19 protein-coding genes, 1 tRNA gene and 1 pseudogene are annotated in these 23553 nt (G+C 35.6%); 15 read left to right on the top strand and 6 right to left on the bottom strand.

Features of this window, described 5'->3' with window-relative positions; translation table 11 throughout:
• Window positions 1-86: 86 nt before the first annotated feature.
• The 4 genes and pseudogenes from AO58_RS0100665 to AO58_RS18225 form a co-directional block, all read right to left on the bottom strand.
• Window positions 87-1145, bottom strand: a complete 1059-nt coding sequence (locus tag AO58_RS0100665) for a SusE domain-containing protein (RefSeq protein WP_024979863.1) — start codon at window positions 1143-1145, stop codon at window positions 87-89.
• Between the two features lie 26 nt (window positions 1146-1171).
• Window positions 1172-2782, bottom strand: coding sequence for a RagB/SusD family nutrient uptake outer membrane protein (locus AO58_RS0100660; protein ID WP_024979862.1), 1611 nt, complete (start codon window positions 2780-2782; stop codon window positions 1172-1174).
• Between the two features lie 6 nt (window positions 2783-2788).
• Window positions 2789-3961, bottom strand: a pseudogene (locus AO58_RS18230) (TonB-dependent receptor domain-containing protein); the annotation flags it as partial.
• A gap of 24 nt (window positions 3962-3985) precedes the next feature.
• Complete coding sequence (locus tag AO58_RS18225; protein WP_244530692.1) at window positions 3986-5746, bottom strand: SusC/RagA family TonB-linked outer membrane protein; 1761 nt, start codon at window positions 5744-5746, stop codon at window positions 3986-3988.
• A 249-nt stretch (window positions 5747-5995) separates the two neighbouring features.
• Here AO58_RS18225 and AO58_RS0100650 point away from each other — a divergent pair, with 249 nt between their 5' ends.
• From AO58_RS0100650 to AO58_RS0100610, 8 genes are all read left to right on the top strand, one after another.
• Entirely contained in the window at window positions 5996-6994 is a 999-nt protein-coding gene (locus tag AO58_RS0100650; RefSeq protein WP_024979861.1) for a GntR family transcriptional regulator, read from the top strand.
• Between the two features lie 306 nt (window positions 6995-7300).
• A complete protein-coding gene (locus AO58_RS0100640) occupies window positions 7301-8644 on the top strand; it encodes a tyrosine-type recombinase/integrase (protein WP_024979860.1) in 1344 nt (447 codons plus the stop codon).
• A gap of 48 nt (window positions 8645-8692) precedes the next feature.
• The gene (locus tag AO58_RS0100635) at window positions 8693-9433 is read left to right on the top strand and encodes a hypothetical protein (RefSeq protein ID WP_024979859.1); all 741 of its coding nucleotides are present in this window, start codon (window positions 8693-8695) and stop codon (window positions 9431-9433) included.
• A 92-nt stretch (window positions 9434-9525) separates the two neighbouring features.
• Window positions 9526-9807: a helix-turn-helix domain-containing protein gene (locus tag AO58_RS0100630; RefSeq protein ID WP_024979858.1), complete on the top strand. Its 282-nt coding sequence runs from the start codon at window positions 9526-9528 to the stop codon at window positions 9805-9807.
• Between the two features lie 128 nt (window positions 9808-9935).
• Window positions 9936-11231, top strand: coding sequence for a hypothetical protein (locus AO58_RS0100625; RefSeq protein WP_024979857.1), 1296 nt, complete (start codon window positions 9936-9938; stop codon window positions 11229-11231).
• A 61-nt stretch (window positions 11232-11292) separates the two neighbouring features.
• Entirely contained in the window at window positions 11293-11463 is a 171-nt protein-coding gene (locus tag AO58_RS17880) for a hypothetical protein (RefSeq protein ID WP_155959400.1), read from the top strand.
• A gap of 23 nt (window positions 11464-11486) precedes the next feature.
• Window positions 11487-12131 (top strand): hypothetical protein, encoded by a 645-nt coding sequence (locus AO58_RS0100615; protein WP_024979856.1) that lies wholly within the window; start codon window positions 11487-11489, stop codon window positions 12129-12131.
• Window positions 12132-12227: 96 nt separating this feature from the next.
• Window positions 12228-12758 (top strand): hypothetical protein, encoded by a 531-nt coding sequence (locus AO58_RS0100610; RefSeq protein ID WP_024979855.1) that lies wholly within the window; start codon window positions 12228-12230, stop codon window positions 12756-12758.
• A gap of 659 nt (window positions 12759-13417) precedes the next feature.
• Here the strand turns inward: AO58_RS0100610 and AO58_RS0100605 are convergent.
• A tRNA-Leu gene (locus AO58_RS0100605) sits at window positions 13418-13497 on the bottom strand.
• Between the two features lie 288 nt (window positions 13498-13785).
• On the opposite strand from AO58_RS0100605, the gene AO58_RS0100600 reads away from it, so the two are divergent.
• The 3 genes from AO58_RS0100600 to pth all read left to right on the top strand — a co-directional run bounded on the left by AO58_RS0100600 (window position 13786) and on the right by pth (window position 16591).
• Window positions 13786-14727: a ribose-phosphate pyrophosphokinase gene (locus tag AO58_RS0100600; RefSeq protein WP_024979854.1), complete on the top strand. Its 942-nt coding sequence runs from the start codon at window positions 13786-13788 to the stop codon at window positions 14725-14727.
• A gap of 120 nt (window positions 14728-14847) precedes the next feature.
• A complete protein-coding gene (locus AO58_RS0100595) occupies window positions 14848-15459 on the top strand; it encodes a 50S ribosomal protein L25/general stress protein Ctc (protein WP_024979853.1) in 612 nt (203 codons plus the stop codon).
• Window positions 15460-16021: 562 nt separating this feature from the next.
• Window positions 16022-16591 carry an aminoacyl-tRNA hydrolase gene (gene pth, locus AO58_RS0100585; protein WP_024979852.1) on the top strand — a complete coding sequence of 190 codons (570 nt, stop codon included), beginning with the start codon at window positions 16022-16024 and terminating at the stop codon, window positions 16589-16591.
• A gap of 55 nt (window positions 16592-16646) precedes the next feature.
• Here pth and AO58_RS0100580 read toward each other — a convergent pair whose 3' ends face one another.
• Complete coding sequence (locus AO58_RS0100580) at window positions 16647-19301, bottom strand: zinc-dependent metalloprotease (RefSeq protein ID WP_024979851.1); 2655 nt, start codon at window positions 19299-19301, stop codon at window positions 16647-16649.
• Between the two features lie 186 nt (window positions 19302-19487).
• Here AO58_RS0100580 and AO58_RS0100575 point away from each other — a divergent pair, with 186 nt between their 5' ends.
• The 4 genes from AO58_RS0100575 (at window position 19488) to AO58_RS16770 (ending at window position 23475) form a co-directional block, all read left to right on the top strand.
• A complete protein-coding gene (locus tag AO58_RS0100575) occupies window positions 19488-20435 on the top strand; it encodes a bifunctional riboflavin kinase/FAD synthetase (protein WP_024979850.1) in 948 nt (315 codons plus the stop codon).
• Between the two features lie 492 nt (window positions 20436-20927).
• Window positions 20928-21365 carry a hypothetical protein gene (locus tag AO58_RS0100570; protein WP_024979849.1) on the top strand — a complete coding sequence of 146 codons (438 nt, stop codon included), beginning with the start codon at window positions 20928-20930 and terminating at the stop codon, window positions 21363-21365.
• A 78-nt stretch (window positions 21366-21443) separates the two neighbouring features.
• Complete coding sequence (gene bioB / locus AO58_RS0100565; protein WP_024979848.1) at window positions 21444-22529, top strand: biotin synthase BioB; 1086 nt, start codon at window positions 21444-21446, stop codon at window positions 22527-22529.
• 91 nt (window positions 22530-22620) lie between these two features.
• Window positions 22621-23475, top strand: coding sequence for a cupin-like domain-containing protein (locus tag AO58_RS16770; RefSeq protein WP_035717183.1), 855 nt, complete (start codon window positions 22621-22623; stop codon window positions 23473-23475).
• The last annotated feature ends 78 nt before the right edge of the window (window positions 23476-23553 follow it).

Genomic DNA, 23553 nt, shown 5'->3' with positions numbered 1-23553 from the left:
ATAAAAGTATTTTTATATCCCCCAAAAAAACAACCCCCGATAGCAAAGACTACCGAGGATTGAAAAGTATAAAAAACCAAAAATTATTACTGTGCTACAATGAACGTGTAACGTCCATCTAAATCATTGAACCAGATATCGTATTTACCGGCTGTTACAATAATATCACCACCATTATCTCCCCAATTCACATCCCAGCTGTTGTTGGCTCTGAATTTCATCTTACCATCTTTTAATGTTTGAGTAACTTTCCACATATGAGCATCAAAAGTAGATTGTACCATTGGCACACTCACATCCCATCCAGACGGCAAAGCATCACCAACAATTCCTACTGTTGCATAGGTAGTCATAGGTCCTGTGTAAGGTGTTAAAGTATAGGTTAATGATTCCAAATTCAATTCAAAATAATAGTATCCTGCTTTATCTGTAGGAAAAACGGCTGGGTCTGGTGCGCTATCATTGGCTCTGTATTTTACTTTGCCTCCATCAACACCATACGAAGGTGCCCAGAAACCTAATTGTTCAATTAATTTGAATCCACCAGCGTTGAAGTATCCCGTGTAGTAAAACTTAGCGTTGTCTTTGGTGTCTCTAAAAATAGGCATATTCCCTTTATTCACATCCCAACCCGCGATTGTCACAGGACCTACTTGATACAAATCCACTTTAGGGAAAACGCCTCTGTAAGGTGTTACTACAATACTTATTGCTTTAGAATATTTAGGTTGAGAACCAGTAGTACCGACAGTAGATTTGATACGAATATCAATAGTTCCCTCAACCTCTGGAGTTAAACCAAAATCCAACGCTTTGGTGTTTAGCTCCGACACTTTAATCGTAGCAAAAGAATTTGATGTTGCATTGATTTCGACTGGTGCAGCAAAATCAGTTCCGCTTTTGGCAAACTCTACCGTATAGGTTACAATAGTTGGCGTTCCATAAGATACTTTTTCCCAAGTCAAAGTAAGTGCGGTATTATCTGGTGTAGCTTTGTTCAAAATTACTTTCGAACCCGCATCTGGAGTAATAATAGCAAAATCAGCTTCTTGTGGTTCAAGAATCATCAAATCAGTTTCGTTATCACAGGACCAAAATCCTAAAATAGCTACAAAAGCAACTAATAGTTTATATGTATTTTTCATTTCTTTAGTGTAAAGTGGTTATTTTTTTAGTATCCAAGGTTTTGAGTTAGGTTGCTATTTGATCCCAAAGAACCCGCAGGAATTGGAAACAAATCCATAAAAGCCGGAATAGAAACTCCCGTAGAAGCATTTCCTTTCCAAGCCCAATTGTAAGAACCGCCAGAGAATTTTCCGAAACGGATTAAGTCTTGTCTGCGGTGTGCTTCCCAGTGGAGCTCACGTGCTCTTTCGTCTAAAACAAAATCAAGAGTTAAATCAGCAGGAACAATATTACCAACAGTGGTATTGTTATTGGCTCTTCTTCTAAGTGCATTTACATAGTCTAATGCTTTGGTAACATCACCGCCTGCTCCTCCGCGTAAAGTAGCTTCAGCATACATCAAGTATACATCGGCCAAACGGAATAATGGAAAATCAGTATCGGCAAAAGTAGAACTTGTCCCATTTTGCCCCGTAGACGTTTTATTAGAAAATTTAGACAAAATGTACCCTTGGGTTTTAACTCCAATATCTGCAATATCAATGGTTCTTTGTTTAGAAGCACTTCCTGCCACACCAGTTCCTATTGTTTTACGAGTATCTTGGTTGAATTTGGTACCATCAAACTTTTGAGCAAATTCTTTTCTAATTCTCAAGGCTCCACTCCATCCACCAATTCCAAAATCAGCTCCGTTATTTTCCCACACACCAATTTGTCCATTGGTCAATACAGTAGTAGCTCCCCAGTTTTGAGTTTTGGCACCATCAGACTGAATGGTAAAAATCATTTCAGGTGAAGTATGATTATCAGCTTTGAAGTTGTCCAAATAATTTGCTTTCAAAGAATAACCCGCAGCAATAAGGTCATTACACATGGTAATACAATCTCCGTAACGCTTAGTTTTGGTATACACTTCGGCATTCAAGTAAATTTTTGCCAAAATCATTTTTGCCATTCCTTGGTCAACGCGTCCGTATTCATTAGTTCTTGCGGCTTTCAAATTAGGAAGTGCAGCTTTTAATTCTGTTTCTACAAAATCAAACAATTGTTGTCTTGTAAACTCAGGTCCTTTGAAGTTGATAGGATCCGCTTCTGTATACATAGCTGCTTTCCCAAACAAATCCATCATATTATAGTAGGCATACGCACGCAAAACCTTCACTTCATTTCGATACAATTCGATTGCAGCCAAATCTTCGGCACTAGTAATGTTGCGTGATTTCAATTTTTCAGGAGTACTTTGGCGCAAAAATTCATTAGCATAAGCTACAGAAGCCATAGTTCGTGAGTACATTCCCAAAAGAATTGGATTGGCTGGTGTCCAAATATTGCGTTGCAACTCAGCTGTTCCACCATCATTTTCATAACTCCACACTAACTCATCGGTAGTAAGCTCTTGTAAATACAACAAACATCTACTAAACTGACTTGTTCCTGCGTCTACTCCTTCAAGCGAAGAAGCATCTGGTCCCCAAGTACTCGTAAGCGATAAATTTCCGTAAACACCTGCTAAGGCATTTTTGTATCCTGCTGCATTTTTATAGACAGCATCCGAAGCCAATACATCGTCATCTTCTGACACTACATTCAAATCATCAGTACACGATTGAAATAAAGTAGCCAAAGCTAAAAAGGATATAATTATATATTTCTTCATCGTTTATTAAAATTTAAGATTAAGACCAAATAGAATAGTACGCTGTCTAGGATAAATGGTTTTATCAACACCATTATTAGTAATCTCAGGGTCTAAACCGCTGTATTTTGTCAAGACAAAAACATTTTGAACACCTGTAAACATTCTCAAACTAGTGCTTTCGTTCATTATTTTTCTAAAAGTATAGCCTAATGTTACGTTATCCATTTTGAGGTACGAAGCATCTTCTATATAAATATCAGACAACAATACGTTTGAAGTAGTTTGGAAATTGGTATCTAAAATAGAAGAAGGAACATTGCTTAAAATACCACCATTTTCCATTGCCTCATATTGCGCTCTAGAAGCGTCTACTGCGTTGAAAATACGGTTGCCAATGCTCGCTCTTAAGTTGAAAGAGAAATCAATGTCTTTATAATTCATTGTAGAAGCAAAACCTAAAGTTACATCTGGATCTGGGTTGTTATAGATGTAGCGATCTGAATCATTTTTGATGTTATCTCCATTCAAATCTGCAAAAGCACCTTCAATAGCTTTTCCGTTGGTATCATACAATTGTTTGTACACATAAAACGAATAAGGCGTATATCCTTCTCTAAAAATCTGACCTGGTGTTCCGGTTCCTGCAATGTTATCGCCTACATAAATATCTGTTCCGTACACTAAATCTTTGATTCTTCGCTCGAATTTAGTTGCATTAAAATTGACATTCCAATTGAAATTTTCTGTTTTAATTGGAGTAGCATTCAAGGTAAACTCAATTCCTTTGGTCGTAAAAGAACCTACGTTTTGGTACACACGGTTCGAGAAATTACTTCCGTCAGAGATAGCCGCATTTACCAATAAATCTTTGGCTTCTTTGTAAAACACATCTACTGCACCCGTGATTACATTGTTGAATACCCCAAAATCAAGACCCGCGTTGTAAGACACGGTTTCTTCCCATTTCAAGTTTTTGGTACGTTTGCTTGGCAAGGCAATTGGAAAATAAGCATTACCAAATTGGTATTGTGAATTACCTCCACCTAAATCGTATTTCTCTAAATAACCATTCGGGTCAGGAATATCTTGTTGTCCTGTAATACCATAGCTCAAACGTAATTTCAAATCGGACACCACATTACTGTCTTTAAAGAAATCTTCTTTTACTTTCCAAGCAAACGCAGCAGAAGGGAAATTCCCCCAACGGCTTTCTTTTTCAAATCAAGAAGAACCGTCACGACGATAAGACAAGGTCAATAAATATTTGTTTTTGAAATTAATGTTGGATCTTCCAAAAAAGCCTAACAGTACGACATCCGTATTCAAAGTAGTTTCAGGGAAAGTCGAGGGTAGATCTGGGTTTAAGATGTTACCGGTATCGAATCTATTGGATTCGAATTTTTGATACGAATGTCCGCTTGTTAGTTCAACATTAAAATCATTAAAAGTCTTGTTATATACGAAATAAGCATCAATCAACTTATTTCTTCTTGTAGATTCTGAGTATTCATCTGTTCCAAAAGGAATATTATTATTGGATGGAGCCGAACCAGCATTAGTACTCACCAAGCGGTGTCTTTCTCCATTCGATTCATCAAAACCAAGATTCACTACAGCTCTCAAAGAAGGCAAAAAGTGAAATTTATAATCGATTTCAAAATTTCCAAAAAGTCTATTGCTCTTTCCACGATCATTAGTTTGAAGCAGCTGAGCTACAGGGTTTCTTGCTGCAATAGCGATTAGCGGATAATTGCCGTTGGCATCTATACCAGAAGTATACTCAAAAAATCCACCATAAGGAGCACCGTCAACACGAATAGGTTGTGTTGGATCAAAACCAATAGCAGCACCTTCAACAGCATCTGTAAAACGGTTTCTTTCATTGGCATAATTAGCAGAAAGTTTCACCTTCAAATGATTTTCAAAAAAAGACGGATTCATAACCAAACCTACCGTGTTTCTTTTGAACTCATTGGTAATACGCAACCCTTGTTGATCAGTATTTCCTAAAGTTAAACTTGTTGGAATCACACCGAAAAGACTTCCTCTAACCGCTAGATTTTGATCTACCAAACCAGTATTGCGGTAAATTGCCTCTTGCCAGTTGGTATTGGCTGTGCCTAATTTATCTAAATCTTGTGGACGCACTTGAGCGATGGTATTTCTAAAAGCTGTTGGGCTCAATACATCAACGGTATTAACCAACTCTCCTGCTCCAAACTGCACATTGTAGTCTACAGAAAGGGTTTTGCTTCCCTTTTTGGTCGTGATAATAATTACCCCGTTTGACGCACGTGAACCGTAAATAGCAGTTGCCGAAGCATCTTTCAAAACCGTCATCGACTCAACTGTACTTGGATTCAAAGAAGCCAAAAACGAAGCTGAACCAGTATTGGTCGTGTTTTCAAGAGGCAAACCATCAATAACAATCAAAGGGTCATTACTCGCAAATAATGAACTTCCCCCTCTAATTCTAATTTCGGATAACGAACCAGGTGCTCCCGAAGAATTGATAGACAAACCGGCAACTCTACCCGTAAGCATGTTCTCGGTAGAAACGTTCACCCCTTTGTTAAAATCTTTGGTAACCAAAGAAGTTACAGAACCTGTGGCATCTTTTCTTTTTACAGATCCATATCCTACTTGAACTACGACCTCGTTAAGCTCATTCCCTTGTTCTTGCAAAAAAACTATAAGAGAACTTTGGCCAGAATAAATCACCGTTTGTGATTTAAAACCCACAAACGACACTACGATTTGATCTCCATTACTCACACTAGAAAGCTGAAATGCACCAGAAAAATCAGTAGAAGTACTAATCTTAGTGCCTTTAACAACTAGATTGGCTCCGGGAATGGGTTGCTTGGTTGCATTATCAACCACCGTTCCGCTCAGTTTATTTTGTGCTTGAACAAAAAACGGAACAAGGAGCAGTAAAAAGAACAATCTGAAATGCATTGTTTTCAAACTTTTTGTTTTCATTAAATTGGTTTTTGTTGGTTATTATTATTTGAAACATTTACCAAAAAGTCAGAATAAATTAAAAATGGCTTATCGATGAATTAACTAAAAAAAATGATAATCATATTTTTTGTTGTTATTTGTGATAAAAACGTTTTAATTTTCTGTTTTTTTTGTGAAATATTAAAATCTAAAATCATACGAAGGATTATGTTTTACATACCAGTACCTACCAGTTTTTTTTGTATTTTGCCATAAAAAATACCAGACATGAAATACATCACAGTTCAAAACAACCAAGGTGTGCCCAAATACAAACAAATAATTCAATCGATTGAGAAGGCCATCGAATCAGAAAAATTAGTCAAAGGCGATCAACTGCCTTCGGTAAATAAAGTGTGTTTAGCACACGAATTATCTCGAGACACCGTACTCCAAGCTTATGATGAATTAAAGAAGCGAGGTATTGTATTTGCTATACCTGGCAAAGGCTATTACATAAAAAGTGTAGAAATAAATATCAAACAAAAAATATTTTTATTGTTTGACGAATTGAATATTTTCAAGGAAGATTTGTACAACTCATTTTTAGAAAATATTGAAAAAAACGTCCAAGTTGACATTTTTTTTCATCATTTTAATTTTCAATTTTTTCAAAAAGTTATTGCAGAAAATAATGGCAACTATACCAAATATATTATTATGCCCACCGCTTTTGAGGAGGCTCATACCACAATAAAAAACCTACCAATAAATGATGTCTATATATTAGACCAAACCAATTCCGAATTATTTTCCTACCCATCAATTCATCAAAACTTTGTTCAAAACATTTACGATGGCCTTTTGGAAGGAAAATCTAGATTGGATAAGTACAAAAAGCTCATCATCATCTTCCCTGGATTTAGAGAACCGCTGGGTATGAAAATCGGCTTTTTAAACTTTTGCAAGGACTTTGGATTTGAGCATGAAGTAATTACAGAGTTCAAACACCGAAGCATCACACCCGGTGAAGTCTACGTCATTCCAAGTGATCGCGATTTAGTGAGCGTAATCGAAAAGGCAAAATCACAACAGCTTACTATAGGTCAAGACTACGGAATCATTTCGTATAATGAAACGCCACTGAAGAAAATCGTAGAAAACGGAATCACGACCATCTCCACTGATTTTGAACAAATGGGTAAATTAATGGCCGAAATGATTTTGAAGAATAAAAAAGATCGAATTGAAAACAAATGCAACCTAATTGTAAGAAACTCACTTTAAAATTTAAGCAAACCTCATAAAAAAAACCGCTTCTTTCGAAGCGGTTTTGTACCCGGAGCCGGAATTGAAACCCTTAGATTTGGCAGTTTTGAATATTCTAATAAAATCCAACAAAAAAAAGCTTTAAACTCAACAAATTCAATACTTAACAAGACCATTAAGAGTAGTTAAAAAATAGAATGAAATAGAATAAAAAGTAATGAAATCTTAAAACGGTTGGGCAACAGTTGGGCAACTTTGTAAAATGTATTACAAATTTTATTACTTTTGAATTGTTCAAAAGTTCAACCGTTCAAATGTTTTAAAATGGCAACAATTCAATACAGGTTAAGAAGCAAAGCAAATAAAAATGTTTCAATAAAAATTCGTTTATCAATCAATAGAGATAATGTATTTGAATTAAATACGGGGTTTTCAGTTAACCCAAAAGACTGGAATACACCCGACAAAGAAAATCCCAAAAAAGGCGACAATTACCCAAAACAAAACACCCCTGAAAACAAAGTAGTTTTTAACAACCTCAAAAAATTAGAATCGTTCATTTTTGAAAAACTGAACACCGACTTAGGAAACGGTATTTTGATCGATACTTTTTGGTTGGATGCAAAAATTAATGAATGTTTTGATCGCATAGAGAAAAAAGACGATGATTTAATAACAAACTACATTCAAAACATTATTGACACAGCCGACACCCGAAAAGTCAAAGTTAAAGGTGGTTATAAACACGGCATTTCACAAAGCCGTAAAAATAGTTTTATAGCAACAAAGACTGTTATTGCCGAATATCAAACTAAAACCAAAAAAGTACTACGTTTCGCAGACCTCAATGAATCAGTAATTGACAAATTCGAAAGATGGTTGTTGAAAACAAAAAAATACGCCGTTAATACAGCATCAAAACACATTGCAAATATTAAAACGATATGCAATGAAGCAGAAAAAAAGGGAATTAAAGTTAATTCCTTTGCAAAGCAAATTATTGTTGTTTCTGAAAGTGATGATGATAGATATATTCAAACACTTTCGTTTGACGAATTAGAAAAAATAAGAACAACAGACCTAGAAAGTGAAGCACTAAAGAACGCCCGCAAATGGCTGTTAATTGGTTGTGAAATAGGACAACGTGGCGGGGATTTATTAAACATTACGCCCGACAATATTCGATATAAAGGCGGAAATATGTATTTAGACATAATTCAACAAAAAACAAAAAAAGCCGTTACAATTGGGATAATTGCCCCTCACATTATTGATATTATTGAAAACGGATTTCCTTATAAAATCAGTACTCAAAAACTGAATACTTATATCAAAAAAGTTTGTGAAAAAGCAGAGATTAACACCCCAACAGAGGGGAAAATATTTGATGCTATCTCAGGCCGAAAAGAATTTGGAATCTACCCAAAACACGACTTAATAACTACTCACAGTTTTAGAAGATCGTTCTGTACTAATTATTACAAAAAAATGCCAACACCTGTTTTAATGGGGATTTCGGGACATTCAAAAGAATCAATCTTTAGAGTTTATATTAATGCTCCGGAGGACACAGACGAAAACGCCGATTTGTTTATGAAGTTTTACAACGACCTACACAAAAACAAAGCCCCCGAAATGAAAGTTGTACTAAACACAGGCACCGAGTAAAACAACCCAAAAACAACCGATTTAAGTAACGATAAGAAAAGTTTTGAGATGAATAAACAAGAGGAAAAATTAAATCATTTACACGTAGGATTAAACGAAATCGACAATTCCAATCAAGTAAATTCCATAAATATTTTGAATGATGAGTTTGAGAATCAAAAGAGGGCTTATGATAATTATTTAAAGTTATTCAATCCGGAATTACTAAGAACTAAAACAATTTATAAAGACCTTTATAATATCTTAGACAGAGATTTAAATTTAACAAAAGTAAGTTTAGGCGATTATTTTTTAGAGCAATTTGTTACCGAGATAAATAAGTCTTTAGATAGAATAGAAAATGAGGTTAATTACTACGCCCAAAACAACAACTATGATAAAACACAAAACGAACAATTAATTTATCATAAATCATACTTGGTAAATTGTATTAATAAATTAGTGCTAGAAAATAGTATAACAAACAGAACCCCAGCATCAAACATAAATGATCATTCAGCAATATTCTCTAATAATGGATTTGAACTTTTTAACTACATACTAGAAAACCATATTAAACCAAAAGGAAAAAGAGGCCGCTATGCTGATTTAAGTTTTTATTATTGGTGCCTATTCAATGCCGAAGAAAAATATATTCACCAACGCCCCGAAGTATTTAAAACGTGGTTTTGTAAAGAATACACAGATAGTTTTGAAAAAATTAAAACTATGAACGAAGTCAACGACAAAGACGGTAATAGAAAAAAACATTATCAAACATCATTAGATTGGCTTAAAGGGCAAACATAGTATTGTACTGTAAAAAGTCCAATTTTAGACTTTTGACACCCCAAACTTTCTACTCTTTTTGTACTCAGTAATAACAACAAAATTATTAAGTTATGAGTGCAACAGTACAGCTGATTTCAGTAACCCCCGAACAACTACAACAGGAAATTACAAAAGGCGTAAAAAGTCATTTAGATGATTTTTTAAAGAACTTCAAGCCCAAAGAACCAAACGATTATTTGACACGTCAAGACGTAGCAAGAATGTTTAACGTTGACCTCTCAACGGTGGCCAATTGGCAAAAGAACGGAAAACTCAAACCGTTTGGGCTTGGTGGCCGAGTATATTTTTTACGTTCAGACATCGAAGCAAGTTTGATCCCTTTGAACGGTTAACACAATCATTAATACTTATCGTGAAATTTAGAGCAACAAAAAAGGGAGTTGTTCAAGCTCCCTTATACTTTATTCAAAAGTTCAGTTTCACAAAAGGCAATTTGTAAAACCGTTTCAAAGATAGTAAGATGATTGATTTTTTAAAATTTTATATCACAGATAATTCAACTATTCGACATTTAGAAAATCATTATTTACTGGAATGGGTAAAAAGTGAGGACAAACTCAACTTGTTTGATATTGAAGTAATCAAAACTAAAACCGTAAAGCATTTCAAAGGGATCGTTTTTTGTTTCTTTTCAAATAGAGTAGATATTATATTCAAACCTCACTATTATTTTAATGATGGTTTACACAATGCAAATGACTTTAGGGTAATAGATTGTATTCAAACAATTTTAGAGCTTAAAAACCTATTTAAAATTGACCTTGATTTATTGAAAATAGTAAACATTGAATTTGGGTTAAACATTGTATCCCCTATTGACATCAAGAAACTAATTACCTTTTTACTATATCACGAACGCAACGAATTTAAAACCGACATAGGTCTAGCATACAGTAAAAAAAGCTTTAAAGCCAATGCCAATGGAACGATGAACACTTATAAAATAATAAAGGCGTATGCAAAAGGCTTGCAGTTTCCGGAGCATTGCAATATCAATACTTTTCGTTTTGAAATCAAAAGCAAACAAAGTAAATACTTTAATCAATTTGGCATTTACACCGCAAATGATTTATTAAAATATGATTGTTATTTAAAGATTTCAAATGAAATAATCAATGAGTTTGACAAAGTCTTATTGTTGGATTGTGAAACAGATTTCAGTTGTTTAAAAGCTTCAGAACAATCAAAAATAACAAAGTACTTAAATACTCTCACTTGGTTTAATATAAGTCAAGATCCTTATAAAAATAGGTTTAACAAGGAAAGGGCAAAATACTTAAATATAGTTTCAAAAGTAGAAAACAACCTAAAGTATAGAATAGAAAATCTAATATTTAAAAAGCTTGAATTATTAAAAAGTGGTTACTATTCCACACAGAAAGAAAGCAAAACAAAGTCATTCCAAAAAATCAAAAGCGGTTACTATTCCACAATATATAAAGGTGGAAATGTAACCCAAACCGAAAAAACAAACGATAAGCAAGAACGGCGTAATTGCAGAGTTACCAAATTAGATATTTCAATGCAAAAAGACGAAAGTATTTTACTTAGTCATTCCGGTATCAAATATTATTTAGAGAACAACCCAAATGTTTTTGAGAAAATCAAAACCGAGTATCTAAGTTCAATTTGGTTAAACTCAGATTTGAAAACACAGATAAAAGAAATTGCACACAATATCAGAAACACACACAGCAACCAATTGAACAAACAAAATAAGTTGTATCCAAAGTACCAAACGCAACTATTTGTATAAACAACATTTTGGGAATGGTTCCCAAAAGCACAACCCGCAGAGATGCACAATATTTAATAACATGACAAAAGAACAAGTAAGAGTTCAGTATCCTGAAATCTATCAGGAAATTTTAGCCGAAGGAATGGCCAAAGAAAGGCTTAACCCTTCAACTTCAAAGGAAAAATCCGAACTAGATCACACAATTGAAGCAAAAAAGGCTTTTGACTTCCCAAACATTCAATTAAACTAATTAAAAACTAAACAAAAAGATTTATGAAAACAGAAAAAATGTTAATATCGAATGATGCTCCTGGAGCCGAAAGATTAATTAATCACTTGGAATTAATACTTCCAACCCTAAACGAATTAGTACCATTATACAATGATTTAGACTTAGGGGAACTAAACGAAAAAACAGCCTTATCAATGCTTACAGATAGCGGAGCAACAGCGACAGAACAATTTTTATCGGTTATTGCTTCAAACTGTTATGCTATTGGTGCTAATAAACACTTTGTTTCACAGCAAGTAGGATTGCAAGCCGACTTTGTGGCTAACTTCAAAGAAAAGGTTAATGAGATCATACAAAAAAAACCTTTAGAGTTATCGAGTTCATATTTCAGTTATAGCCCCGCAGACCGTTCTTATTGTATTTCTGAACAGACAAAGATTGAAATAACTGAAAGTTTCAAAACGTACTTAACAGACCCAAAGCAAATTGAAATGTATAATGCTTTTGAAAAGGCAAAAAAGGCTTTACTGGAATTGAAAAAGAGTTTTAAAGATTTTGCTGGTTATGAATATCAAGGCGACTTAACAGAATTGATACAAAGAAAGAACTATAAAAACGAATTTGTTTCTGAATTGGATCCCAAAAATCTAATTTATTTTATTAGAGATAGAACCCCTAAAAATTAATATTTAAATTGTCAGTTTGTTTACTTAGGACTTTCCCCAATGACTTAAATTCAAAGGGGATTGTTTGTTTATTTATAACTAAAAATATAAAATCTTATGACACGAAAAGAAAGTGCATTACAGGCAAACAAAGCAAGTTGGATTGATCCAATAGCAAAAAAGAAATCACTAAAACAAGGCCGAGAGAGAGCATACAAAGAAAATAGGCAAACTATTGGCGCAAGTTTCAAACCCGAAACAATAAAGAGAATTGCAGAAGCAAAATTTATAAAAGCAAATAACTTATTAGCAATTCACTTAATCGAAAAGGACATAGCACCAACGAAGTATAAAGGATGGATGAAGCGCTTGCAAACACCTTTGCAATATGCATCCCCCGAAAGACTATGCAATGCAATAGATAGGTTTATATCATTGATAGAGAAAGAAGAAAGTAAATCACTAGACAAACAAACAGTTAGGCAGTTAGTAGAAAGAGCAACGGCCGAGAAGCCCGCCCCCGCATATCTTAAACAATTAAGAGAAAGGGTAAGACTAAACAATGAGTTCAACGCATTGACTAATCAGGAGAAACAAGAAGCAATGAAAAGAATCGAGAACAAAGCAGAAAACAAAAGAGGACATTAACCACAAATAACAGCGAAGCATTTTAAGACGTTTTAAAGCTTAGTTTGTTTGAACGATACTACACAACTAAAAACTATTTACAGCCCAACAGAACACACGCAGTAAGACCACAAGGCCAACAAAAAAGGTACTGTAAAAAGTTTTGAACGCCCCGTGCTATGAGGTTGCGCAACGATTTGTAATTTGTTAAACCTTATTTTCAGAATGTAACAAACCCCCTAACTAATTTCAAAAATTAGATAGAGGGTTTTTTCTTTAAATCTACTAAACAAAAGGATTTACAGCAAATGTATAAAATTAAATGACTTAAAATAAACCGTTTTAATGCGTTATTTTATTGTCAATGCATATTTTGTTACACTTGGTTAATTACCCACAAAGAATCTATCCATTAAAGCAGAAATAGTGTTTTTTTTTGTTGGAGCAAGTTCCAGCTGAAGAATTAAAAGATTTGAAAATTACAAATATGTGAAAAGTTTACATATTAGAAAATTTCTTTTCAGGCAATTCAATAAACTGTATAAAATACAAATACCGATTTATTTAAAAAAACACTCTTTTTTTTAAGTGTTTTTAAAATGGTTGGGCAATGGTTGGGCCGCTGAAATAAAAAAAGTCTGCAAAGCATTGATTTACAATGCTAATACAGACTTTTAAAGTACCCGGAGCCGGAGTCGAACCGGCACGGTTTCCCACAGGTGTTTGAGACCAGCGCGTCTACCAATTCCGCCATCCGGGCTTAGCAGACCGAAACAACAACAGTTGTTTCACGCATAAAGAACAATTTAGTGGTAGCTAAACTGCTGTTTCTTTAACACGGTGCAAATGTAAAAAATATTTTTAAATGTTCAACAAAAATTACTCGTTTTTTTTCTTTCAGTCTTGAATAATTTTCATAAATTTGCACCTCGTTAAAACAACACACACTAACTAACTACATCCGAGACTTTTAGAACACTTTGTTTTGAATTCGTTCAAAATAAAAAACACACTAATATAGTAACGGGCTTTAAAAACAACATACTAAATGTCACACCTAGAACCAGAAGCTAAAATTTTTGCTTGTTCACAAAGTGTATATCTTGCAGAGCAAATTGCAAAAAATTACGGAATCCCATTAGGAAAAGTAACCTTAGCCAAATACAGCGACGGAGAATTCCAACCTTCTTACGAAGAGTCCATCAGAGGATTACGTGTTTTTATTGTTTGCTCAACATTTCCAACATCAGACAATCTGATGGAATTATTGATGATGATCGATGCCGCCAAAAGAGCTTCAGCAAGACACATCACCGCCGTAATTCCCTATTTTGGATGGGCTAGACAAGATCGAAAAGACAAACCAAGAGTTCCAATTGGAGCCAAATTAGTAGCTAATTTATTAGATGCTGCAGGAGCCACAAGAATTATGACCATGGATTTACATGCTGATCAAATTCAAGGATTCTTTGAAATACCGGTAGATCATTTATTTGCCTCTACTATCTTTTTACCATATGTAAAAAGCTTAGGACTTGAAAATTTGACTATCGCGTCTCCAGACATGGGAGGTTCAAAAAGAGCCTATGCGTATTCTAAATTTTTAGAATCCGATGTAGTGATTTGCTACAAACAAAGAAAAGCAGCCAACGTTATCGAATCCATGGAATTGATTGGTGAGGTAAAAGGCAAAAATGTAATTCTAGTAGACGACATGATCGATACTGGAGGAACTTTAGCCAAAGCTGCCGATTTAATGATTGAAAAAGGCGCCTTGAGCGTAAGAGCTATTTGTACGCACGCTATTTTATCAGGTAGCGCTTACGAAAAAATAGAAAATTCAAAACTAAGCGAGTTAATCGTTTCAGATTCTATTCCATTAAGAAAAGAGTCTAGCAAAATAAAAGTGTTGAGTTGTGCACCACTTTTTGCCGAAGTAATGCACATGGTACACCACAACAATTCCATTAGTGGGAAATTTATAATGTAGCATTAGTGAATAGCACTTAGTCATTAGTAATTAGCAAAAAAAAACAAAGCTAATCACTAATAACCAATTACTAATCACTCCAAAAGAAGAGTTTAATTAATAACTATATAAATATTTAAAATGAAATCGATTACAATTAAAGGATCAGAAAGAGAAAGCGTGGGCAAAGTGTCAACTAAAGCCTTACGTAATGCTGGATTGGTTCCTTGCGTATTATACGGAGGAAATCAGGCAGTTCATTTTTCAGCGGAAGTTATAGCTTTCAAGAACTTGGTTTACACTCCAAACGCGCACACAGTTGTGATTGAATTGGGTAATGGTAAAACCTTCAATGCTGTATTACAAGACATTCAAGTACACCCAGTATCTGACAAAATTTTACACATTGATTTCTTCCAAATTCACGAAGACAAAGAAATCACTATGGAAGTTCCAGTAAAAATTATCGGTAACTCTAAAGGAGTTATGGCAGGTGGTGACTTACGTATGAACAACCGTAAATTAAAAGTAAAAGCATTACCAAAAAATCTTCCTGATTTTGTTGAGGCTGACATTACTCCATTAGACATGGGTAACAAATTGTATGTAACTAAAGTACCTACACCAAACTTCAAAATCATGCACCCAGACAACACTGTTATCTGTCAAGTGAAGATCTCTCGTGCCGCTATGAAAGCCGCTCAAGAAGCAGCAAAAGCAGCAAAAGCTCCTGCAAAAGGAAAGAAAAAATAATTTTTTTCAATCATTATATCAAAGCGTCAGTTACACAACTGGCGCTTTTTTTTAATCTGAACTTGTTTCAGATCCTATAATTCATAATTTTAATTAGAAGCACACCTCCCTTCTATTAATCACGAGTCCTCCTGCTGTCCGCTATATCTTTACTGCCGAACCCCGTCAGCAAAGGATGCCGCTCCCATCAGGGCTACACTACACGCCCAATCTCATTAAGTTAATAGCTAAATCATAAATAGATTGCTGATTTTTGATTAACGATTTTTGATTGTTGATAAAAAATACTGAAAATCTTTTGCTTTTTTATTCACTTGCACCAAAATCTAAAATCTAAAATCAAGAATCGTTAATCGTCAATCTAAAAGCTCTTAACTTTATACTATTGACTACATGGCTCCTTTCCATAACAATTATAGCCTTTCAATTTAACTTCTGCACTAAATACACTATTTTTGCAACATCAGAAAATGGATCCAAATTTTGTTTCCATCACAAAAAAAGCAGCAATACAAGGTAAAATAAAACCGGTGGTTCACGAACACCAAAAAATATTGAGAAAGTGAGTAAAAAGTTTTTAATAGTAGGATTAGGCAACATTGGTGCCGAATATGTCAATACCCGTCACAACATTGGTTTTAAAGTGCTGGATTTTTTAGCTCGAAAAGAAAGCCTAGATTTTCAAACCGTAAAACTTGGCGCCTTGGCCGAATACAAGTTCAAAGGGCGAACATTCTTGCTTTTGAAACCCAATACTTACATGAATTTGAGCGGTAAGGCCGTAAAATATTGGATGGACAAAGAAAACATTCCTTTAGAAAACCTATTGGTCATCACCGATGATTTAAATCTATCCTTCGGTACCATTCGCATCCGCAAAAAAGGAAGCGATGGCGGACATAACGGACTCAAAAACATCAACCTTGTTTTGAATACACAAGAATACACCCGCTTCCGCTTTGGCATCAGCGATGAATTCAAAAAAGGACAACAAGTCGACTATGTTTTAGGAGAATGGGATGAAAATGAGAAAGAAAAACTACCCGAACGCCTCGAAACCACCGCCGAAATTATCAAATCTTTTGGCACAGCAGGAATTGAAAACACCATGACAACCTTTAACGGAAAATAAAAAAAGGGGAAACCAAACTGTTTCCCCCTTTCTCTTTCCAGCACTGACGTGTACTTTATTCAAATATTACTTTTCGCACTATTTTCTTTTCCCCATCCTCTAATGTTAACAAATACACACCGGCAGCCACGTTTTTAAAATCAATTGTTTCATCAAAAGTACCAGCGTTAGCAAATTCATTTCGATACACATTTCTACCCAACAAATCCGTCATGGCTATGCGAACCACCCCCTTAGCAAATCCCGCAAACTGAATAGTACAACTCCCTTTAGAAGGATTTGGAAACAGCCTAACAGCATCTACCATAGTATCCCTCACGCCCAAGGTTGCCTTTTTAGTACAAACTGTAACCGAAGCAGCACTTACAGTACCACTATCACCACCAAAACGATCTCTCACACGCAACAGCCAAGTGCCTGCCGCATCTTGCCCATTAAATCCACTCAACAAATCGGCCGGTGTAATCACTTGTGTCGTTGTATTGGCACAATCCACCACAGCTCCACTATCGTCCAACTTCAACCGTAAGGTTTCATTCGTAGCACCACATATTCTCTGCAACAAACGCACCGTTTGTTTGGTTGGACTCACTAACTCCAATTCCACATCTGATAGATAAGCATGGGAAATAACCAAATCGACCGTAACTTCTTTGATCACACCTAAACCCGATGGAACCACAATTTCACGATTCACATATTGACTCGAACCATCTGTAATGACTATTGGTGCAGCAAAATTATAAGTATTGCAAGCAGAAACCGTTGTATAGCCAATGGCAAACGGTATAGGATTTATAGCATAAAAAACAGAATTAACTGGCTCCACCAAAATCCTACACTCTAACGCAGAAACAAATGGAACCTCGACAGACTGTGAGCCATCATTGGGCGTGTTAGCTATCAATGTAGCAGGAAAAGTAAGCCCACCATCCGTAGACAATTTAATATTCACAGCACTCGCACCAGCCAAAGTATTAGAACCATTAACATTCCAAGTTATGGTTTGAGTACTACCTGGAGCCCAACTCAAATCAACAGCATTGGGAGCAGTTATTTCAAAAGGACCTACGGTATTGCTAACCGTAATACGCGTCGCATCTGAAGCGGTTTGCCCAGAACCCGCCAAAGCATTATCACGTGCAGTAAAAACAAACGTCAGGGTACGACCAATGCTAGCTAAGGATTCCCACTCACTGTTAAATCGATTCACAAGCACTTTGTCATAAGAAGGAAAATAACGCGTCAACGAAGCCGTTGGAGGAAAAGACCGAAACAATGGACCATCAGGTTTATCAGCAATCGCTAAACTTTTGGCTCCAAAAGTCGTTATAGCAGTATCATTCTGTTCCCAAACATAAGTAAAAGCGCTGGTAGTTGTTCCGCTAGTGGTCCCTTTTAGTAAAAAAGGAGTGCTTTTGGGAATCGTATAATCTGGACCAGCGTTCACAGCAAACGAAGGTGTCGTAATGCTAGTTTGCAGCGGACACGTTTTTGTGACTAAATTTTCTTGAATCTGAGCAATACTAGCATACGTAAAATAATCATCAGAATTAGCCTGTACATTATAATCCGTAATTCCGGCATATCCCATAATAGTAGAACCGCTACCGGGTTCTACATTGGTATCTGTACCTTCAATATCATGCGAAAAGGTATGGGTAGCCCCTAGCTGATGTCCAAATTCATGCGCTACAAAATCAATATCGAATAAATCCCCTTCAGGTTTATTATTCGAGGGCGATGTAAAAGCGCTCCCTTTTCGTCCATTCTCACAAACGCAACCAATACAACCTGCATTTCCTCCGCCACCAGAGGCGCCAAACAAATGACCGATATCATAGTTCGCCTCCCCAATAGTACTGGTCAATGTATTTTGAAGTTGTTGATTCCATGTATCAGGCGCATTTGATCCCACCACCGGATCATACGGATCGGAAGTCGCATTGGTATAAATGACATCTAAATTATTGGGAATAATTACTAATCGGAGCGCTAGATCTCGATTAAAAACGCCATTTACTCTGGTCATAGTAGCATTCATCGCAGCCAAGGCACCTTCTTTGGTCCCGCCATGATAAAGAGTATACTCACCAGTACACGACAAAGCCAATCGAAAGGTACGAAACACACGATCACTGACCGTGGTTTTGGCGGAAATATTGGTTATCCTTTTAGACAAGGCAACTTCGTCAGTACTGCAACTCAAGGGCAAAACACCTTTATCGGTTTTATCAGAACGATACAAAACATAGGTATTGGCAGTTCCTTTAACCGGTTCTATAAATTCAGCTTGGGAATTGTTTCTCAAAATCATAGTTTGAACCCCTTGTTCAGAAGTACTAAAAAAAACGCGTGCCGAAGGATCTGTAATTCCTTTACCCGAAAAAGAACGAATAGAAGGAAATTGAGCTTGTAGCAATGGATCAAAATTAGAAGTTTCCCAAACTAAAAATTGTTCTGAAACTCCCTTAACATTTGGTAAGTCTATTGTTGTAGCAGCATTTTCTTTGTTTTTCCCCTTGGCAGAGGCCATAACTTTTGACCAATTGGCCTTTTGAAGCTCAAAGATCGCTTCAAAAGGCCTCTCCTCCATCAATTGTCGCTGAATATCTGTTGACAAAACTATTCTCTTCCAAACTTCTTGTTCTTGGGCCAATATTGGGATTGAGGCACAAAAAATGAGTAATCCAACAATGATTTTCTTCATTAATCAAGTATTTAAGTACTCAAAATTAAAACAATAAAATGAATTCTTTTAACAAATAAACAAATCAAACGCACTACCGCAACGATTAAATGAATAGAATTAACAAATTACGAGAGAAATGTAACCACTGAATTTGCTTCTATAACCATTTAAAGTATAAATTTGCAGCTTTATAAATTAGTCATTTTGAAGATTTTTCACTCCATAAACGAATTTGTTGCTACTAAAAAAACAATTCTCACATTAGGCACTTTTGACGGGGTTCATTTTGGACACAAATCTATTTTGAACAAAGTAACACAAAGCACCTTACATGGAACATACGAGAGTGTGGTACTTACTTTTTTTCCGCACCCAAGAATGGTTTTACAGGGAAAAAAAGATTTAAAATTACTGAACACTATTGATGAAAAGAAAGAATTACTTGAAAAATTAGGAGTCGAAAATCTGATCATACATCCCTTTGACACTACGTTCTCTAAATTGAGTGCCGAGGAATTTGTCCGAGATATTTTGGTAGAAAAACTAAAAATACAAAAAATCATCATTGGATACGATCATCGATTTGGGAGTAACAGAACGGCCGATATCCACGATCTCATAGCTTTTGGAAAAACCTATAATTTTGAAGTCGAGCAAATTTCGGCTCAAGAAATAAATGATATTTCGGTTAGCTCAACTAAAATAAGAAATGCCATTACAGAAGGCAATATTGATTTAGCCAACCAATACCTTGAATACCCCTATTCTATTTATGGTGAAGTAATCAAAGGCAAACAATTGGGGCGCACCATCGGATTCCCTACCGCCAACATAAGTATCAATGAAGCCTACAAATTGATCCCTCAAAAAGGAGTGTATGTGGTAAAAAGCATCATCCATGAACAAACGGTTTATGGCATGATGAACATAGGAAACAACCCAACAGTTGGTGGTGATACACAAAGTATTGAAGTGCATTTCTTAGATTTTTATAACGATCTCTATGGAACATCATTAAAAATTGACATTTTGCACCGCTTACGTTCCGAACAAAAATTCGAAAACATTACCGCTCTCAAAAATCAATTGGCTACAGACGAACAAGAAACCAGAGATTACTTTACTGTTTACCAATCACTTAACAATCGTTAATCTTCCCTTAAATTGGAATTCCTTCCGTTTAAATCCTTAATTTAGAGGTCAATAATTGAAAATTTTTTCAATTATATGACTTAATTCTATTAAGTACAGCGTTTTGGCTAGGAATTACTTCACTTATATTATTTCCATAGGTGTTCAATGAACTTCGTTTGCAGTGGAAATCCTTTTTGAGGCTTTTTCTACCTCAAAAAGATTGTAACGTGAGCCCGACCCCAATGTCATTAAGTTAAGAGATTTAGATTGAAGATTAACGATTCTTGATTTTAGATTTTAGAGCAAGTGAGTAAAATTATATGATTTTCAGTATCTTATACATCAGCAATCAAAAATCGTTAATCAAAAATCAGCAATCATTTTATCATTTAATCCTTAACTTAATGACATTGAGCCCGACCCTTGAGGTAACGCCCAAATAATAAGATTTGAAAAATGTTGTTTAGTGTAGTAGTAAGCTTTATATAGTAACCCTTAAAATTTTTCGGCATGATACTTTCAAGAGAATTTCAAAATGGCTTTCTGATCTTTCTGGGAATAGCCTTGTATTTTTTAATCATGAATCTTGTGGGCTTATCTGATGTGTTTTATCTCAGATTATTCAACACTATATTTGTGCTTTACGGCGTGAATCGAACCTTACTGATGAATATAACCGATGGCAACCTCAACATGGCCGACAATGCCGTATCAGGAATGAAAACCTCGTTGTATGGTGTTTTTTTGAGTATCATCGGGCTCATTATTTACAGTTACATGCAAGGAGGTGATGCTTTTGTGGAATCACTATCCAAAACGTTTCTTTTTGGTGGCAATCCAACCGTTATTTTGTATAGCATTTGCCTCTTGTTTGAAGGCATAGCTTCTACCGTGGTGGTTACAATGTTGTTGTTATTGTATTGGAATAACCGATTTGTAACGGACTAAAAAAACTAGCTTTTGGACTACTGTCTTTGTGACTTAAAAGTAATTGATTACTTTTGGCCTTGAAAAAAAATTGGGCGTATGAGCAATATAAGACACAATTGGACTAAAGAAGAAATCATTGCTATTTACAACAAACCATTAATGGATTTGTTATATGAAGCAGCAACAATACATAGAGAACATCATGAGCCTAATGTGGTTCAAGTTTCCACCTTACTTTCGATAAAAACAGGCGGATGCTCAGAGGATTGTGGGTACTGTCCACAATCAGCTCGATACCATACGGATATTGAAGGCAACGAGTTAATGACCGTAAGTCAAGTGAAAGCACAAGCTTTGCGCGCCAAATCTGGAGGTTCATCAAGAGTTTGTATGGGCGCCGCTTGGCGAAACGTAAAAGACGGTCCTGAATTTGACCAAGTGCTTGAGATGGTTCGTACCATCAACAAACTAGACATGGAGGTTTGTTGTACATTGGGAATGATTACCGAAAATCAAGCTAAAAGATTAGCTGAAGCGGGATTATACGCCTACAACCACAATTTAGATACTTCTGAGGACTATTACAAAGAAGTGATATCTACCCGTGGTTTTGAGGATCGTTTGCAGACTATTGAGAATGTTCGAAAAACTAAAATCTCGGTTTGTAGCGGTGGTATCATCGGAATGGGAGAAAGCGTTGAAGACCGCGCAGGAATGTTAGTCGCTTTGGCCACCTTAAACCCACAACCCGAATCTGTGCCAATCAATGCACTTGTAGCTGTTGAAGGAACGCCGATGGAAGATGAAAAACCGGTAGAAATCTGGGAAATGGTTCGCATGGTAGCCACCACAAGAATTGTGATGCCTGAGACACAGGTTCGTTTATCTGCAGGACGTATGAACATGAGCCGTGAAGGACAAGCAATGTGTTTCTTTGCAGGAGCCAATTCTATTTTTGCTGGCGATAAGTTATTGACTACGCCAAATCCAAATGTAGATGACGACATGAAATTGTTCGAAACTTTGGGATTACAACCTCAAAAACCGTTTATAAAATTACAACAACCCATTACCGTTGAAGCTTCGGATTCAGAATTTGTGGCTTTGGGAGAGAAACCAAAATGGTCCAGACCTGGTCACATCATCGAAAAAAACATTGAAGCCTCAATGAAGAATAAGTAATGTTTTTTCTATAAAATAAATTAAAGCTTTATTACATTTGCTCTTAGTCTAAAAAACTAAGAGCATTTTTTTTAATTTTTAATTTCAATTTATGAAACTGAATCTTACTGAAATTGAACGTGTAGCCACTATTTCGAAAAAAGATTTTTATACGAACTACGTAAAAAAGCAACAACCTTTAGTAATTGAAAAACTAACCGAGGATTGGCCTGCTTATACCAAGTGGAATTTAGACTATATTAAAACTGTTGCTGGAGACAAAATAGTGCCTCTTTATGACGATCGCCCTGTATCACACAAAGACGGTTTCAACGAAGCTCATGCTCAAATGAAAATGGCCGATTATATCGATCTGTTACAATCCAAACCTACCAATTACAGAATCTTTCTTTATGAATTAATGAAGGAGGTTCCGATCCTTCAAAAAGACTTTCAATGGCCTAAAATAGGACTACGATTGGTCAAACAATTGCCCATGCTATTTTTTGGGGGCGAAAACTCTAAAGTATTCATGCATTACGATATTGATTACTCCAACATCTTACATTTTCATTTTCATGGTCAAAAACAATGTATGCTATTTGATCCGCAACAAACCCCATACCTTTACAAAGTACCTCATGCTTTAATTGCAAGAGAAGATATTAATTTTGACGCACCCGATTTTGAAAAATTTCCAGCCTTGAAAAACGCCAAAGGCCTCATCACTACTTTACGTCATGGCGAAATGCTATATATGCCAGAAGGATATTGGCATTATATGAAATACGAAACAGCAGGTTTTTCGATGAGTTTACGAGCCTTCCCAAGAAGATTACCGAACTTAGGGAAAGCGTTCTACAACGTGTTCATCATGCGCTATTTCGATACTTTGATGCGAGAATTAAAAGGACAAGCTTGGATTGATTATAAAAATGCAAAAGCAATGAAAAACAGCAATACATAATGGATTAAAATCTGTTGCCGCAAAACACCAATCAACGGATTAAAATCCGTTGCTACAAAATCAATCATTCCTACGGAA

Origin of the sequence: Flavobacterium succinicans LMG 10402, from assembly GCF_000611675.1 — a bacterium.
GTDB classification, from domain to species: domain Bacteria; phylum Bacteroidota; class Bacteroidia; order Flavobacteriales; family Flavobacteriaceae; genus Flavobacterium; species Flavobacterium succinicans.
This window is presented reverse-complemented; position numbering and strand designations above follow the sequence as displayed.